Genomic DNA, 15,633 nt, shown 5'->3' with positions numbered 1-15,633 from the left:
GTTTGGGCGATTTGAGATTACTCACACTGATGGAATACTGTTTATTGATTTTCTTTATGGGCATTTATTTAACTGCAACAGGCTTTAATGCGAGGGACTTTGGCCTTTATATTGGGCTTATCCTCATTTACACACTGGTTCACATCTTTTCCAAACGTTTTTTACAAAAGCGGGGAAAAGAAAACCAAAAGATCGGATTGTTTCGATCCGTTTTAGCCATTACCGGATCTGTATTCGCTTCTGTTCTAGCGATTGTGATCATTGTTACAGTGCTCACACCAAATTAAAAACGACCCTTCTGTAAGGGTCGCTCGTTCAAGTACCTTTCTCTTGCCCATGAGAAGGTGCTTTTATTTTGTCTGTCGAATATCGCCAAATGGGAAGAAAACAAATTCTGATGTCCCGACAACCCGATCCTTTTCAATGAGGCCAAGTCCATTTCTGCTGTCCATGGAATTCAGTCTGTTGTCCCCCATCACAAAGTAATCGTTTTTCGGTACTTTCACTGGACCAAAATCTCCAGTTAAATGCACTTCATACTCTTTCGCATGCGCCTTGTTCTCTTTTAAATAAGGCTCATCTACTTTTTTACCATTAATGTAAAGCGTATCATCCTTCATTTCAATCGTATCACCTGGAAGGCCGATCAATCGTTTGACATAATGAATCTTCTGACCATCTTTTCCATTAATAATCACGATGTCACCGCGTTTTACACCACCGAGATAGTTAATGGTTTTGTTGACAAACAGCTTTTCCCCATCATGAAGTGTTGGTTCCATTGACTCTCCTTCCACCACATACGGTTCAAATATAAACGTACGGATGAGCAAGACGAGTGCAAGTGCGATTAAAATGGCTTTGATCCATTCAAACAGTGAACTTTTCTTCTCTGTTTTGGCTTGCTTCGCATCAGATTGAATTTCATTTTCGTTTTGTTTGTTTTCTTCGTTCAAAATACTGCTTCCTCCTAAGACTTTCTGCTAAAAGACTTGAAACGTGAATTGAATAACTTTACTTTATCATATGTCATTTAAAAATTCACAAGACAACCATCTAATTAGATATTTTTTCCTAATTCACTGATGATTAAACAAAAAGAAGCACCGTTTTTCACGATGCTTCTCTTCTGCATTACGCTTCTTGCCTGACTGGTTTTTTCAAAATACCCAGTAAAATCGCTGTCACAACAGCACCGATTAAGATGCTGATGATATAAAGAACTGGATGATTTGTTACCCAGAAAACAAATAGTCCGCCATGCGGTGCAGGAAGCGTCACTCTAAAGAATTCCGTTAATCCGCCAGCAACTGCTGCACCAATAACAGCTGAAGGAATCACACGAAGAGGATCTGCCGCCGCAAACGGGATCGCCCCTTCAGTGATGAAGGCAGCTCCCATGAAGTAACATGTAATCCCTGCTTCACGGTCACGTTTTGAGAACTTATTTCTAAAGATCGTTGTTGCAAGTGCAATACCTAGTGGTGGTACCATTCCGCCTGCCATAATTGCAGCATGCGGTGCATAGTTGCCAGCAGCAATCATTGCAAGACCAAATGTGTAAGCCGCTTTGTTAATTGGGCCTCCCATATCAATTGCCATCATACCAGCTAAAATAATACCCATTAAGACAAGGTTTCCCGTACCTAATGATTCAAGCCAATGTGTTAATCCGTCCATCACCATTTTCACTGGTGTGTTGACAATATAATGCATGATAATGCCTGTGAAGAAAATACCGAACAATGGATACAGCAGAACCGGTTTAATCCCGTCGAGTGTCTGCGGTACGAATGTGAATACTTTTTTGAGCAGCACAACAATGTAACCTGCTAGGAAACCAGCAATCAGTCCGCCTAAGAATCCTGCACCTGCTGCTGACGCCATAAAACCACCGACCATACCTGGCGCAAAACCTGGACGATCTGCAATACTCATGGCAATAAACCCAGCTAATACAGCAACGATTAAGGCAAGCGCATTATCGCCGCCAATTCCTTTTAAGACAGCTGCAAATGAATTAAATGAAGGGTCCTTAGGATCTGCTGAGTTAATGCCCCAAAAGAATGAAATCGCAACAAGGATACCGCCTCCGACAACAAATGGAAGCATGTTACTTACACCACTCATTAAGTGCTTGTAAAATCCGCTTCTTCCTTTGCCAGATGATTCATTTTCGTCTTTAGAAGAACTGCCGCCTGAACCTTTATAAATCGGCGCATCTTGATTGATTGCTTTTTCAATTAATTCCTGTGGACGGCGAATACCAGCTGTTACAGGGACTTCAATGACATGCTTGCCTTTAAAGCGTTCCATTTCTACTTGCTTGTCCGCTGCCACAATGATGGCTGGTGCTTCTTCAATTTCTTTTGCTGTAAGGGCATGTTTAATACCGCCAGAGCCGTTTGTTTCAACTTTAATGTCAACGCCCATTTCTTTTGCTTTTTCTTTCAAAGCATCTGCTGCCATAAATGTATGGGCAATGCCTGTTGGGCAAGCTGTTACTGCTAAAATTTTAGCGGGTTTTCCTTCTGCTGCCGGCTCCTCTTGAACTTCCTCTTCTTCTTCATCATCTTGATCATGTGTATTGATGATCTCAATGATTTCATCTTCAGTCGCCGCTTCAAGGAGCTGCTTTCGGATTTCTTCACGCATTAGAAGTGTGGATAAACGAGAAAGTGCCTCTAAGTGCGTGTTGTTTGCGCCTTCAGTTGCGGCAATCATAAAGACAAGATGACTCGGCTGCGCGTCTAGTGATTCATAATCAACACCAGCAGTTGAGCGGCCAAATGCAATGGCAGGCTCTTTTACACTTGCTGTTTTAGCGTGCGGGATGGCAATTCCTTCGCCAATACCAGTAGAGCTCTGTTTTTCACGATTGATCACAGCTTCTTTGTAGCCCTCTTTATCATTTAACTTGCCTGCTGTATCTAAAACAGTGACCAGCTCTTCAATGACTGCTTCTTTCTGCTGGCTGTCTAATTGAAGCTTAATGGTATGCTTCGTGAGTAGTTCTGTAATTTTCATGATGACTCCTCCTTTAAATGCGTGTGACTTTTACTTGTGGTAATAGTGTGTCAACAAGCTCTTTTGTGCCAAGCTCCTCAGAAAAGGCTGTAGCGCTTCCTGAAGTAACACCAAGCTTAAATGAATCTTCAATTGAAAGGCCTTTTGAAACGCCGGCTAAAAACCCTGCAACGACTGAATCTCCTGCTCCAACTGAATTAACGAGCGTTCCCTTTGGAACATTGGACTGATAGATTCCTTCTTTACTGAATAAAAGGGCGCCATCTCCAGCCATGGAGACGATGACATGTTCAGCACCTTGTTCTAACAGCTTTTTCCCATAAGGAATTGCTTCTTCTGCTGATGAAATACTCGTCTCAAACATTTCACCCAGTTCATGATGATTTGGCTTCATTAAGAATGGTTTCATGTCAGCTGCTTTTTTTAACGCTTCGCCAGAAATATCAAGAACAACTCTTACACCTTGCTCTTTGCAAACTTCAGCAATACGCTCATATGTGTTATGAGGTAATGAAGAAGGAATGCTGCCAGCTAAAACCACGACATCTCCTTCAGTTAATGAAGAAAATTGAGATAGAAATGACTCAAATTGCGCTTCAGTAATTGATGGGCCGAGGCCGTTGATTTCTGTCTCTTCACCTGTTTTTAGTTTCACATTAATTCTTGTATCTTCTGACACCTCGTGAAAGGCTGTTTGTAATTGTTCGTTCTGTAAAAAATCTTGAATATATTTGCCTGTAAATCCACCAATGAATCCAAGTGCTTTTGATTCAACACCGTGACGTTTTAATAGCCTTGAGACATTAATTCCTTTACCACCTGGATATTTTTGATCATAGGTTGAACGATTTAAACCGCCGACTGCAAAATCCTCCACGTGTACAATGTAATCAACTGATGGGTTTAAAGTAACTGTATAAATCATGTTTTCACTACCTTTATAACCGTTTTTTCATGGTAATTATCGAATGAATCCTCTTTTGCGTCGTTTGTGATAATGGTGGCTTCCTGTAAACTAGCAAAGGTTGAAAACGATATTTCGCCAAACTTCGAGGCATCTGATAAGATATAGGTTTTTTTCGCCTGTTTCATGGCTCTTTTTTTCATGAGTGCTTCCTCTGGATCAGGTGTTGTAAAACCCGCCTCGGGATGAATGCCGTTTGTCCCAACAAAGCTTTTGTCAAAACGATAATTTTCCATCGCTGTCAAAGCTGAGGCTCCCACCATGGCTCCTGTTCGATGTTTCACTGATCCGCCTGTCAAGTAAAAGGTAATGCCTTTTCTCATAAGTGCTTCAATGTGCATCACACCGTTAGTCACCACGACAATATCTTGATCTGGATCGATATATTCAATCATTTGCTGTGTGGTTGTACCTGCATCTAAATAAATACAGTCACCCTGTTTTAAAAGAGATGCCGCTGCCTCTGCTACCAATGACTTTTCTTGAAGGTTTTTGGCAGATTTCTCAAATACATCTGGTTCAAGGCGAATACTCGAAACCTTGGCCGCTCCTCCATGAACCCTTTTCAGAAATCCTTTTTCTTCAAGGGCTGATAAATCTCTTCTAATTGTAGATTCAGACGCATCCGTCATCATCGTTAAGTCCTGTATTTTAATGACATCATTTTCTTCTAAGCTGTCGATAATGAGTTGATGTCTTTCCGGTGTTAACATGAGAACACCCCTTTTGAAAACGTATTCATTTTGCGCGCACCTTTATTGTAATCGCTTTTTTCAACATTATCAATACAAAACAATCAAATACATTCAATAACTATCAAAATCTTTCACCATGGTCATCTTACCTTTATATGTACCATTTGTAAACTGAAAAATATGTGACATTAAGATGAAAGTCATGATATTAGCATTTCTATCATTTTTTATTTCATTCAATGGAACTAAAAAAAGCTTTTATGCGATTTGCATAAAAGCTTTTGATGGGTAATGAAGGCGAATGTAAACCGTTTGTATGCTTTTTTCTTCTCCGAATTATTCATACCTGAGCGATTCAATAGGGTCTAGTCTCGCTGCTTTATTCGCAGGAATTAACCCAAAAACAATACCAATGAGCATACTAAACAGTACGCCTCCACAAACCACTTGCCAAGATACGAGAGACGGCCAGCCGGCAAATAGTGAAACTAGCGAAGCACCGCCTAAACCAAGTGCAATTCCCATCAGCCCGCCGATGAGTGTTAAAACGACAGACTCAATTAAAAACTGAACGAGAATTTGCGCCCTTGTTGCGCCCATCGCCTTTCGAATACCGATTTCTCTTGTCCTCTCTGTCACAGAAACGAGCATAATATTCATCACACCGATGCCGCCGACAAGTAAAGAGATTCCGGCTATTGAGCCAATGATCGTTGTCATAACGGACGTTATTTGACCGATCCCTTCTGCGATTTCTTCCATATTGATCATTTCGTAAGCATCTTCTGTATGATGATTTTCATTTAATATGGCAGCCGCGCTCTTTCCTACTTCCTTCATTTGATCCGCATGTGCGACTTGAATAGACAACTTATCATATTCATTCATACCAAATGTGGAGGTGAGCATCGCAAATGGGACATATAATTCATTCATATCAAATGAAAACATCCCTTTCTGTTTTGCTAACACACCGATGACTTCAACTGGCTGTCCGTTCATCCAAATCAGTTCACCTAATGCCTTTTGTCCATTGAATAGTTCTTTTTGTAAGCCATCCGAGATGAGGGCAGCTCTTCTGCCGCTTCTAAAGTCAATATCTCTTAAATTCTTTCCTTCTGCGATTTGTAATGAATGTACATCCGTATACCCCTCATTTATGCCGTTAACTGTCGCATCAACTGTCGTATCTTGAAATCTCAGCTGCATTCCTTGTGCAGTCGAGGAGGCGACCTGCTTCACCCCATTGATTGTCCTAATGCTTTTTATGTCTTCCTCAGTAAATGAGGCTTCGAATAAAGCATTTGGATTTGCATTTAACTCTTCGTCAGAAGGCGTATATGTCATATCAATGGTATTGTTTGGACCTGAAATCGATCCTTTTAACATTTGCTCACCGCCTTGACCGATCGCCACGACTGCAATGACTGATCCAACACCAATAATAATCCCAAGCATCGTTAAAATAGAACGTAATTTATGAGCTAAAACCGAATTCAGCGCTATTTTGATATTTTCAAAGAGTTTCATTCATAGCGTCCCCTTGCATCCATCTATCTTCAACAAGCCGTCCATCTCTCACAACGACCGTACGGTTTGTATAAGCAGCTATTTCTTCTTCATGGGTGACAAGCACAATCGTTGTCCCTTCCTCATTCAGCTGTGTAAACTGTTCCATAATTGACATGCTTGTTTTTGAGTCGAGAGCACCAGTCGGTTCGTCTGCCAAAATAAGCTGAGGCTTATTGACAATCGCTCGTGCAATTGCCACCCTTTGCTTTTGTCCTCCTGACAACTCACTTGGCATATGTTTCATTCGATCTGCCAAACCAACCTTTTCAAGTGCCAATTCCGCACGTTCTTTTCTTTCCTTTTGGCTGATCCCAGCGTAAATCATCGGAAGTTCAACATTGCGTCTCGCATTTAACCTTGGCAAGAGGTGAAATTGCTGAAAAACAAATCCAATGGATTGATTTCGAATAACCGCGAGCTCTTGATCCTTTGCTGCTGACAGCTCTGTACCTTGAAAATGATATTGTCCCGTCGTCGGACGGTCTAAACAGCCAATAATATTCATTAATGTTGACTTTCCAGAGCCTGACGGGCCCATAATGGACATATACTCACCTTTTTCAATGACAAGATTCATGTCACTTAATACATCAAATGTTTCGTGTGCGACCTCATAGCTTTTTGTTACGTTGGAAAGCTGAATCATTCAGCATTCACTTCCATTCCGTCATACATGTCATCTGTTGGATGAGCAATGATTTGGTCCTCTGCCTTGACACCTTTTGTCACTTCAAGATCATGACCTGACGTTTCCCCTATGACCACTTTTACTTTTTTCAGTACATTTTCTCGAACAACATAAACGTATTGTCCATCAGTCTCTTTTTTTACTGCTGTTTCAGGAATTGTTTGCGCCTGGCGCTTATCTGTTTCAATTTCCATGATCATTTTAAAACCAGGCTTCGCCTCAGGTTTCTTCCCCTTTATTTCAACTTCAACAGGATATTGAACCGTTTGATCGCTCGAAGTTGTTTCGGCCGCAGTCTGGACAGGAACAGCACCTACTTTTTTCACGACTCCTTGCCAGCTCTTCCCGCGAATGACATCAGACGTTACCTTCACTTTTTGTTTCTTTTTGATTTTGATGGCATCATACTCTGAGATCAAACCCCGCACGATCATTTTTTTCTCATTACCAATATGGATGATCGGCTGCCTATCTTCCGGCCCCCCTGCTCCGGCCTCTTGCTCAATGGAAATCACTGTTCCATCAATTTTACTATGTACGGTTAAATCTTCTATTTGCGCCTTTACTTTTTCTTGGCTGATCTTTGCTTGCTTTTGTTCTAATTCAGCCGCTTTCAGTTCTAATTGAAGCTGATCTCGCTCGCTTTTGGCATTAGCGTCAGAACCGCCTGCTTTTTTCTCATCTAATTCACTCAGCCTATTTTGCAATTGTTCCAATTTTAATGTACTTGACTCAGCGGCTAATGCTTGCTGCTGCTCCTCAAGCTCCAGTTCCTTGTTTTCATATGTAAGAAGCGGCGTTCCAGCCTTTACCTTTTCCCCTTCTTTCACAGCAATTCCCTTCAATTTCCCCTTTTCCTCTTCTTCATAGATGAACTGCTCTTCAGAGAATGAAAGTGTCCCGGGTGTCATCACCGTAGATGTGATTTCTTTCGGCGTGAGTTTGACTGTTTTAATCGCTGCTGTAGAAACAGGCTTTGCTTGGTTTTTCGCAATATTAAATCCAATAAATAGTCCAATCACAATAATTAAAATAGATCCGATGATGATTTTCTTTCTCATAAAAACATTCTACCCCCAGCTTACTGATATGTTAATTGCTGTTCCTACATATTGAAAAATTAACGATAAGATATAAAAGACGCCTATAATCACCCAAGAAATTCTCGGTGATATACGCCCAACTTGGATGAATAAAAAGCCTGTTAAAACAAGATTCCAGATCACAAATAGATCGATATTGGCTAACACCGCATGCCATGGACCAGAAATTCGAATGAGTGCGTTTAACGAAGTAACCGTGACATCTTTTGGAACATGAAAAAGGATGACTGCCAAATGAGAAATAATCGTCCCAATGATCGTAACGGGTGTAATGAACAGAACCGCTGAAAACAGCTGCCGAAATGATGCATCACCTTTCGCTAAAAATACGATGAACTTATATATAGCAGCATTGATGACAATCCCAAATACCAGACCAATGAGCGTCACCACATAAACAACAGGTACCGGCAAACTTAAATCTGCCCACATTCCCTTATTTACGAGCTCAGACAAATAAGTCACAACAACTGTTAAAATAAGCACACAAGATAAAGGCCACCAAACAACTGGATTTTCCCATACTCTTTTCAGGTGCTCTGATGGTCTTGTGCTCACTCCAATGATCGTAGGTTTTTGCATGTTTTCTTTCACCAAATGTCATCCTCTCTATGTCAAGCAAATATGCAAACGCACAATGACGCTCTTTTTCTTTCTATTTTATCAAAAGATTGCCAATAAGTGATCGATCATTTGATTTTCTTATTTTCGTTGAGAAAAAATTTTATCTATTATTCTATTTTCACGAATGAAACCCTTCAAATGACCCCATGATCCGACCATATTCATATCAAGAATCGTGCTTTTACTGACTTAAAAACATTTTATTAAGTAAACAATATGTCTTTCGGAATAAATATCCTTTTCTTTTGGATTCGCATGGTCTTAGATAGACACAACAATTTTTTGTTAAAATAATCCTAGTAATTTGGACAAATCCCGGCTTTATAGGACTATGATTGGTTTCTTTTACAGAACAAATAAGTCTTTAGTATCAATACTTTCATATTAAAAAATTAAAAATAAAGGGATTTTACTTGATCAAAAGTTATTTTTTCATATAATGTAAAATAGAGGTAGGTTAAATGATAGTGGAAATGGAGTCAAGTGAATGTTAAGAGAAAAATTGAAAATGCAATTGATTTTACTGTATGAAAAGGAACAAGAAGCATGGCAATACTTTCGAAAGGAAAGAGAATCGATTTATCATGAGCTCAAATTACTTGATATGAAAGAAAGCAGACCTTCTAACGACAAAATATACTACGCTGCAAGATGTGTAGATATTATCAAAGAGAAAAAGGGAAGCATTGTGAGCACAAAAGAATTAAAGGAACAGCTTCAAGCCCAAACAGATTTCAATGTGAGACGAATCAGCGAATTGTATGATCTCATTCAGCAGCTCGATCCTCACATTTCTAAAGCAAGAAGGGGATGTTTTATTTACGAAGATCATACCCAAGTACCTCTACAAACTTTTCACACATAAAAAATTGGTTACAGCCGGGCGGCCATAACCAAATCCTCTAATATCTATTATCCACCACTTACAGGAGGAATGAGTGCAACAGTGTCCCCGCTACGCACTTCAGCATTTTCCCTCGTATATATTTCGTTGACTGCAACCATTACATTTTGTGTAGCATCAACACCATATATCTCCTGTAATTCTATTTTAATCTCATCAACCGTTGTTTGTTCTTTTTGAATGATGATTTGTTGTTTCCCGGCCTTCTCAGCAAGGCCGGCGAACAATAACACATTAATCATGCTGATCACCTTCTTTCTCTGCAAGTTGAAGATGGCTAGGTTTACCTTCTGGATATGAAACCGTTTCAAGCTGATTACCTATCCAGGCCTCTCCATCTTCCCAATATTCTTTTTTCCAAATAGGAACGATTTCCTTGATTCGTTCAATAGCATATTCATTGGCTTCGTAGGCAGCCTTCCTATGAGGAGAAGAAACGGCGATCGCAACAGCAATATCCGTTATCTCAAGTGTTCCAATACGGTGCACAATCGCTGCTTCAGTGTCAGGCCACCGATTCTTCATTTCTTGTCCAATCTGCCTTAGCATGCTTTCCGCCATTGGTATGTATGCTTCGTACGTTAAACGCAATGTTTTCTTGCCGTTTGTCCATTCTCTGACCGTCCCGATAAACGTTGTAATCGCGCCTGCCTTTCGTCTTGTCACATGCTGAATCAATTCGTTTACCTCAATCGGCGTTTTTGTTATTTTAAAAAGTTCGCTCAAAACGTGCCGCCTCCCTTCAATAAGTGAAAAGCAAATGTCATCCCGCGCTTATCAAAAGCTGAAAACACAGGAAACGGGTAATTTTCGGTTAATGGATCCTCTTGAGAAAAATAAATAGCTGCTTGTATATTAGAAAGAGTTGAAAGGTCAATAAGCTCCTCTTCATTCTTTACACAAACGATTTTGCGATAAGGCGCCTGTTTGTACCCTTCTATGAGAACAGCGTCTAACGGAAGAAGCTGACACATGCTGAGCAGTTGCTCTAACGTGATGTGCTGCATCGAAAAGTGAAATTCACCCTCTCCTTCCACACCTGCGGCATATGCCCCTGCTTGTACATATCGATCGGTATCTTTTTCTTTGAAAAGACGATCTGGTGTCCCGCCATGTCCATGGTGTTTAAAGCAGCCTAGCTTCAGCCCTTCACGTTCAGCCAGCTGACAGAGCTTTTCGATCAAGGTAGTCTTGCCGCTATTTTGATAACCGACCACCTGTAATATGCTTAATTTGTCATCCAGCACGAGGAACCACCGCCTTTGTGCTGAAACAGCAGAACAGCAACTTGATCACCTGCTTGAAAACCTCTTGTTCCCCCAGGCAGCACGATGAAACAATTAGCCTCTGCAATAGAGGTCACTGCACTTGATTTATCAAGACCTGTCGGAGTCACACTGATGTGACTGCCAGTGAATTGAAGGGCAGCCCTGACAAAACGAGTAAACGGATTGGCTTTTGGAAAATCATGTGTGAGTTTCGCCTCAGCAAAAGCGGGAAATGGATTTCCTTTCATATACCATTTATAGATGATCGGCTTCACAAATAATTCAAAGCCCACAAAACAGGCAGCAGGATTTCCGGACAGCCCAAACAGCAATTGACCATTTGGCATTGCAGCCACAGTCGTCACACTTCCAGGTCTCATGGCTACTTTATTAAACAGCACCTTGGCTCCCAGTTTTTCATAAATGGCAGGCAGAAAGTCAAAATCGCCCACTGACACACCGCCTGTTGTGATCAGAATGTCTACCTTGCTCATGGCTGCTTTTACTGCATGATAACTTTTGTCAAAGTCATCGGAGACTCCGCCTAAATCAAGCGGCTCAGCTCCGGCCTCAAGTACCTGCGCATAGACCATACTAAGATTACTATTTCTAATCTTGCCGTCCACCATGGCATCACTTACTTGAAGAAGCTCTGTGCCTGTTGAGATAATGCCAATCACCGGTTTTTTGACAACTGGCACTACCGCATATCCGAATGTCGCCAATAGAGCCGTGACGCCAGGAGTGACATCTGTTCCTTTTTTGACCATCACGTTTCCTTTGAGTACCTCTTCTCCTTGACGAGAAATATTGTCTCCCTTTTTCAGCGGTCTTTTCAGTGACATGAATGATTTGCCGCCTTTTTCAAAAGTCTTCGTCAATTCAATCATGATAACGACATTTGCGCCATTTGGAATTTTTGCTCCTGTCATAATACGAATGGCCTGAAAGGGACCGATGGTTTTTGCTGAGACCATTCCTGCACCAATATGATCAATGACTTCGAATTCAACTGGATGCTCGCTTGATGCTTCTTTTGTATCTTCTGCCCGAAGTGCAAAGCCATCATACGGAGAACGATCAAATGCCGGAACATCATGGTCTGCCAAAATATCTTCTGCAATAAACCGTCCAAGGCTGTCCTTTAAAGGGACCCATTCTATTTCTCCATGTTTTTCGTATTGGTGGACTTTCTTTATGGCCTCTTCTACTTGTATTGGCTGCCGTCTTTCCATCACACATCACTCCTATATCCCTAGCAATCTTGCTAGTAATGAATTGGCTTCTTTTTCATCGTTTGTTCCATGGATTAATGCACGTCCCCCTTTGAAACAGACCATTCGGTAGTTTTCGTAGCGTACATGGATTAAGAAGTCGTTTACTTCCACCTCACATATAGATGAGAGCCGCTCTTTTATATGCTGAAATGATAGTTTTGCTAAATCCTTCGATACAATTTGAACGGTGTCACGTCCGCAAAGGACCGTCGATTTTTTACGCTGATCATGTAAATAAGGATAGGTTCTTGCCGTGCCGCAAGTTGGACAGGTCTTCTCTTTAGTGCGAGATAAATCCATTTTAAAGGATGTAGACTGCCAAAGATCAAACGTGACAAATTTCCGCTCGATTTGCTCTTCATGACCTGTTAAATATTTGAGTGCCTCTGTTTGCTGATAAGCAGAAACCATTTGAACGGCAGGTGAAATAATCCCCGCTGTATCGCACGTCAAGCCGCCAACAGGCATTGCCGTGAACACACATGATAAACATGGCGTTTTATCCGGCAATATGGCCATATACATCCCCTGACTGCTCACACAAGCGCCATATATCCACGGCGTCTTCGTTTCTAGTGATAAATCATTCATCACCATTCTTATCTCAAAATTATCTGTTGCATCAATGACGATATCTGCTCTCTGGAATAACGGCCTTAACAGCTCCGCCCCTGCATCTTCAATCAGGGCGTGTATCTTCACTTCATGATTGATCTGCTCGAGACGTTTTTTTGCCGCAGCTGCTTTTGGCACATGTGCGTTTGCATCATGTTCCGTGTACAGCTGCTGCCGCTGTAAATTTGAAAATTCCACATAATCACGATCGACAATCGTAAGCGTACCGATGCCAGACCGAACAAGCCCTTCCGCAGAGGCGGTACCAAGAGCACCGGCTCCAACGATCAGAACATGACTTTCAGCCAGCGCATGCTGTCCTTTTTCCCCAACCGGAGGGAACAAGATTTGTCTTGAATATCGGTCATTCAATGCTGCTCTCTCCTCACCGTTTTTTATGTATCATATCATACCGTTTTCAGGTAAATCGCTTCTTTTATTGATATTACGAAATTCGTTTGATGTCACGTTCAGTTCTTCCTCTGAAACGATGCGCACTTGAAGCTTTTGAAGCAAGTCTTTAATGGCTAATTGATTCTCTTTTAAACACGCGCGAATAAACGGCAGAGAGCGGCGGTGATAAAACGCAAATAAAGGCTGTAATCTGCCCTGATCAAGCGGGATGACGGCGTCTGCGTGCTCGCTGCAATAAGACGATAACACTTCCGCTGTTTCCTTCCGTATGAAAGGCATGTCACATGCCGTCACTAAATACCAATCTGCCTTTTGCTTTTGCATCGCCGTATATATGCCGGCAAGCGGTCCGCATCCGCGCACCTCTTCATCATCTAACCACACACTTTGTTCACCTCTTGCTTTGAAAAAAGGAAGAAGCGACGGATGGCTGATGATGACCGTCTGCCCTTCTAAAAGCTGCTCTTTCACATGCTCATATAATGGTTTCCCTTGATACATATAACTTGCCTTTGGCTCTCCAAAGCGTCTGGAAGCGCCTCCAGCTAAAATGACATTCACTACGTGCATCCTCTAAGTCCTCCTTTGATATGGTTGTTCTAATCGCACTCCTTTCGCATACTTTATTGGTAACATGAATAAGGAGGGTCTATCGATGAACAGGCGTCATGCTTCTCCCCTATTCCATGATTTATCTCAAGAGAATTTATACTTAAAAGCTGAAACTGCCAAATATCAACAAATGATCTCTGATTTACAGTCCTCATATACGTATTCTAAAAATAAGAAGTTAACTCAAGAATATCATGAGATGAAAAAGAATTTCACGCAATTAAAACAACAATTGGATGAAATGACCAATGATCAAAACGATGCTGCCTCAAAAATACAGGATCTCTCCTACAGCAAATCAGAATTATTACATAAAATGGTCCTTCTCCATGAGATGCTGCAAAAGGAAACCTATCATAGAAGAAAAGAAACAGAAGAAAAACACAGGCTGCATTTGAAAGTTGTCAAATATAAAGAAATCTCTCAACAATTAAATGAACGGATAGAGGATCAAGATAAACGACTTGCAAAAGAGGAGAAAAAAGGAAATACTTTATCCGCAGTGATTGAGAAGCTGCAGCAAACATTGGGCAATAAAAACGCAGAGCTCCATGTATTACAGGAAGGCGTCAGACATCTTCAAGAGCGTTTTTATGAAACACAGGAGAAATTACTGCAAATTGAAAAAGCAAAAGAAGCGATTTTTTACGAAACACTCACAAGCTATCAAAAACAGTTAGCAGAAAGCGAAGAATGGATTGCATCTCATTTTGCTGATATTGACCAGTCAGCACAAACAAATGCACAGCCATTCTCACGAGACCACATCCTGCAAACGACAGAAGAAATCGAACCGATCTTGAAGAAACTCAACGAACAAGTTCAAACACTTCAGGAACAAGTCGATGCAGTGCAGCGTAATGGAGAAGTCATGACAGTCAAAATCGACAGCTTCAAAAAACAGCGTGATCACCTGCCCAAGGAACGCACCAAGGAACGCAAAATTGTCTATACAGTTGATCAAAAGAAATAATTCTCAAAATAAAAAACTGCTGGCTTTTATGCCCAGCAGTTTTTTATTTATTCGTCTTCTGTTTGAATGTCGCCTTCTAAAATATACTGTCCGCGATAAGGCTTCTTCACTTCAGGGTACATTTTAATTAAGCTTTGCATAAACGTTGTCATATTTGGGATTTCAAGACCGCTCTCTTTTTCGATCTCTTTTTGAAGCTCTGAGCTTTTAATCGCTGCATTATGACGCTTTAACGTTTTAATCGCAGCTTCACGAAGCTTCGCTGCCTTAGAGCCAGGACGAGCTGTGCCTCTTCTGCGTCTTGTCGATCCTTCAGGAATACCTACAGGCGCACCGTTTAGCTGTCCTGTTCCTAAAGATGATGATTGTGGTTGTGCCGGCTGCTGGTAGCTTCTCATTTCTTGCGCAGCAAGCTCAGCTAATACAGGCAGTGAATCCGTCTTTCTCTCTGTACGTACTTCTTTTTTTGTATCTGACACTAGACCTGTTCCTTGACGGTCTAATTCTCTTAATTTTGCATAAATCGCATCTCGCTCAATTTGGTATTCACGGATGACCTTTACTTCTGCCTCGTTTAATTGTTCCAATCGTAAACGTAACGCTTCCCTCTCATTAAACAATGGATTTCCCCCTCATCATATAAAAAATATTCTATAGTAAATATTAGATTAGAAAACTAATTTTATCAACTATTTTTTTATCATTTTACAGTTTGCTAACAGATAGGTATTTTCAACTAAAATTTTGCCAAAGAGGAAAAATCGGCACCCATTTCATTGCCACTATAGGCTTTTGACAAACCTTAAAATATTGTAAAAAAATTGAATAAACGCTTATACTACTTGATTTATATAGTTATTTACCTAACTGAAATTTCTTTTGTGCAAAAACGTTCTG

18 protein-coding genes are annotated in these 15,633 nt (G+C 40.9%); 3 read left to right on the top strand and 15 right to left on the bottom strand.

All coding sequences use genetic code 11. The features are described from left to right. The first annotated feature begins 11 nt into the window (after nucleotides 1-11). A complete protein-coding gene (locus NST65_RS06835) occupies nucleotides 12-287 on the top strand; it encodes a hypothetical protein (RefSeq protein WP_111927323.1) in 276 nt (91 codons plus the stop codon). A 63-nt stretch (nucleotides 288-350) separates the two neighbouring features. Here the strand turns inward: NST65_RS06835 and lepB are convergent, their stop codons facing one another. From lepB to NST65_RS06795, 8 genes are all read right to left on the bottom strand, one after another. Then, entirely contained in the window at nucleotides 351-923 is a 573-nt protein-coding gene (gene lepB, locus NST65_RS06830; RefSeq protein ID WP_029706712.1) for a signal peptidase I, read from the bottom strand. A 211-nt stretch (nucleotides 924-1,134) separates the two neighbouring features. Next, on the bottom strand, nucleotides 1,135-3,027 hold the full coding sequence (locus tag NST65_RS06825) for a PTS fructose transporter subunit IIABC (protein ID WP_041084976.1): 1,893 nt from the start codon (nucleotides 3,025-3,027) through the stop codon (nucleotides 1,135-1,137). Nucleotides 3,028-3,040: 13 nt separating this feature from the next. Then, on the bottom strand, nucleotides 3,041-3,952 hold the full coding sequence (pfkB, locus tag NST65_RS06820; protein WP_034281616.1) for a 1-phosphofructokinase: 912 nt from the start codon (nucleotides 3,950-3,952) through the stop codon (nucleotides 3,041-3,043). Further along, on the bottom strand, nucleotides 3,949-4,704 hold the full coding sequence (locus NST65_RS06815) for a DeoR/GlpR family DNA-binding transcription regulator (protein WP_034281614.1): 756 nt from the start codon (nucleotides 4,702-4,704) through the stop codon (nucleotides 3,949-3,951). The genes pfkB and NST65_RS06815 overlap by 4 nt, the downstream gene beginning before the upstream one ends. Nucleotides 4,705-5,022: 318 nt before the next feature. After that, a complete protein-coding gene (locus NST65_RS06810) occupies nucleotides 5,023-6,216 on the bottom strand; it encodes an ABC transporter permease (RefSeq protein WP_034281613.1) in 1,194 nt (397 codons plus the stop codon). Continuing rightward, nucleotides 6,203-6,904: an ABC transporter ATP-binding protein gene (locus NST65_RS06805; protein WP_034281612.1), complete on the bottom strand. Its 702-nt coding sequence runs from the start codon at nucleotides 6,902-6,904 to the stop codon at nucleotides 6,203-6,205. The genes NST65_RS06810 and NST65_RS06805 overlap by 14 nt, the downstream gene beginning before the upstream one ends. After that, nucleotides 6,901-8,007 (bottom strand): efflux RND transporter periplasmic adaptor subunit, encoded by a 1,107-nt coding sequence (locus NST65_RS06800; RefSeq protein WP_034281611.1) that lies wholly within the window; start codon nucleotides 8,005-8,007, stop codon nucleotides 6,901-6,903. Before NST65_RS06800 ends, NST65_RS06805 begins: the two co-directional genes overlap by 4 nt. Nucleotides 8,008-8,016: 9 nt before the next feature. After that, the gene (locus NST65_RS06795; protein WP_101677442.1) at nucleotides 8,017-8,643 is read right to left on the bottom strand and encodes a YIP1 family protein; all 627 of its coding nucleotides are present in this window, start codon (nucleotides 8,641-8,643) and stop codon (nucleotides 8,017-8,019) included. A 517-nt stretch (nucleotides 8,644-9,160) separates the two neighbouring features. Here NST65_RS06795 and NST65_RS06790 point away from each other — a divergent pair. After that, complete coding sequence (locus NST65_RS06790) at nucleotides 9,161-9,538, top strand: hypothetical protein (protein WP_034281609.1); 378 nt, start codon at nucleotides 9,161-9,163, stop codon at nucleotides 9,536-9,538. Between the two features lie 47 nt (nucleotides 9,539-9,585). On the opposite strand, the gene moaD is transcribed toward NST65_RS06790, so the two are convergent. The 6 genes from moaD to NST65_RS06760 are packed head-to-tail and all read right to left on the bottom strand — an operon-like array spanning nucleotide 9,586 to nucleotide 13,721. Next, a complete protein-coding gene (moaD, locus tag NST65_RS06785) occupies nucleotides 9,586-9,819 on the bottom strand; it encodes a molybdopterin converting factor subunit 1 (RefSeq protein ID WP_111927321.1) in 234 nt (77 codons plus the stop codon). Continuing rightward, entirely contained in the window at nucleotides 9,812-10,303 is a 492-nt protein-coding gene (locus NST65_RS06780) for a molybdenum cofactor biosynthesis protein MoaE (protein ID WP_034281605.1), read from the bottom strand. Before NST65_RS06780 ends, moaD begins: the two co-directional genes overlap by 8 nt. Then, entirely contained in the window at nucleotides 10,300-10,824 is a 525-nt protein-coding gene (gene mobB / locus NST65_RS06775; protein ID WP_101677244.1) for a molybdopterin-guanine dinucleotide biosynthesis protein B, read from the bottom strand. The genes NST65_RS06780 and mobB overlap by 4 nt, the downstream gene beginning before the upstream one ends. Next, the gene (gene glp, locus NST65_RS06770) at nucleotides 10,806-12,083 is read right to left on the bottom strand and encodes a gephyrin-like molybdotransferase Glp (RefSeq protein ID WP_181566869.1); all 1,278 of its coding nucleotides are present in this window, start codon (nucleotides 12,081-12,083) and stop codon (nucleotides 10,806-10,808) included. Before glp ends, mobB begins: the two co-directional genes overlap by 19 nt. A gap of 9 nt (nucleotides 12,084-12,092) precedes the next feature. Continuing rightward, nucleotides 12,093-13,109, bottom strand: coding sequence for a ThiF family adenylyltransferase (locus NST65_RS06765; RefSeq protein ID WP_111927317.1), 1,017 nt, complete (start codon nucleotides 13,107-13,109; stop codon nucleotides 12,093-12,095). 30 nt (nucleotides 13,110-13,139) lie between these two features. Next, a complete protein-coding gene (locus tag NST65_RS06760; RefSeq protein WP_111927315.1) occupies nucleotides 13,140-13,721 on the bottom strand; it encodes a molybdenum cofactor guanylyltransferase in 582 nt (193 codons plus the stop codon). 85 nt (nucleotides 13,722-13,806) lie between these two features. On the opposite strand from NST65_RS06760, the gene NST65_RS06755 reads away from it, so the two are divergent. Next, the gene (locus NST65_RS06755; protein ID WP_111927313.1) at nucleotides 13,807-14,736 is read left to right on the top strand and encodes a sigmaE regulated sporulation protein; all 930 of its coding nucleotides are present in this window, start codon (nucleotides 13,807-13,809) and stop codon (nucleotides 14,734-14,736) included. A gap of 47 nt (nucleotides 14,737-14,783) precedes the next feature. Here the strand turns inward: NST65_RS06755 and rok are convergent, their stop codons facing one another. Continuing rightward, nucleotides 14,784-15,356 carry a transcriptional regulator Rok gene (gene rok / locus NST65_RS06750; protein WP_024426871.1) on the bottom strand — a complete coding sequence of 191 codons (573 nt, stop codon included), beginning with the start codon at nucleotides 15,354-15,356 and terminating at the stop codon, nucleotides 14,784-14,786. Between the last annotated feature and the right edge of the window lie 277 nt (nucleotides 15,357-15,633).

Source organism: Bacillus sp. FSL P4-0248, assembly GCF_038593305.1.
Taxonomy (GTDB): domain Bacteria; phylum Bacillota; class Bacilli; order Bacillales; family Bacillaceae; genus Bacillus; species Bacillus safensis.
This window is presented reverse-complemented; position numbering and strand designations above follow the sequence as displayed.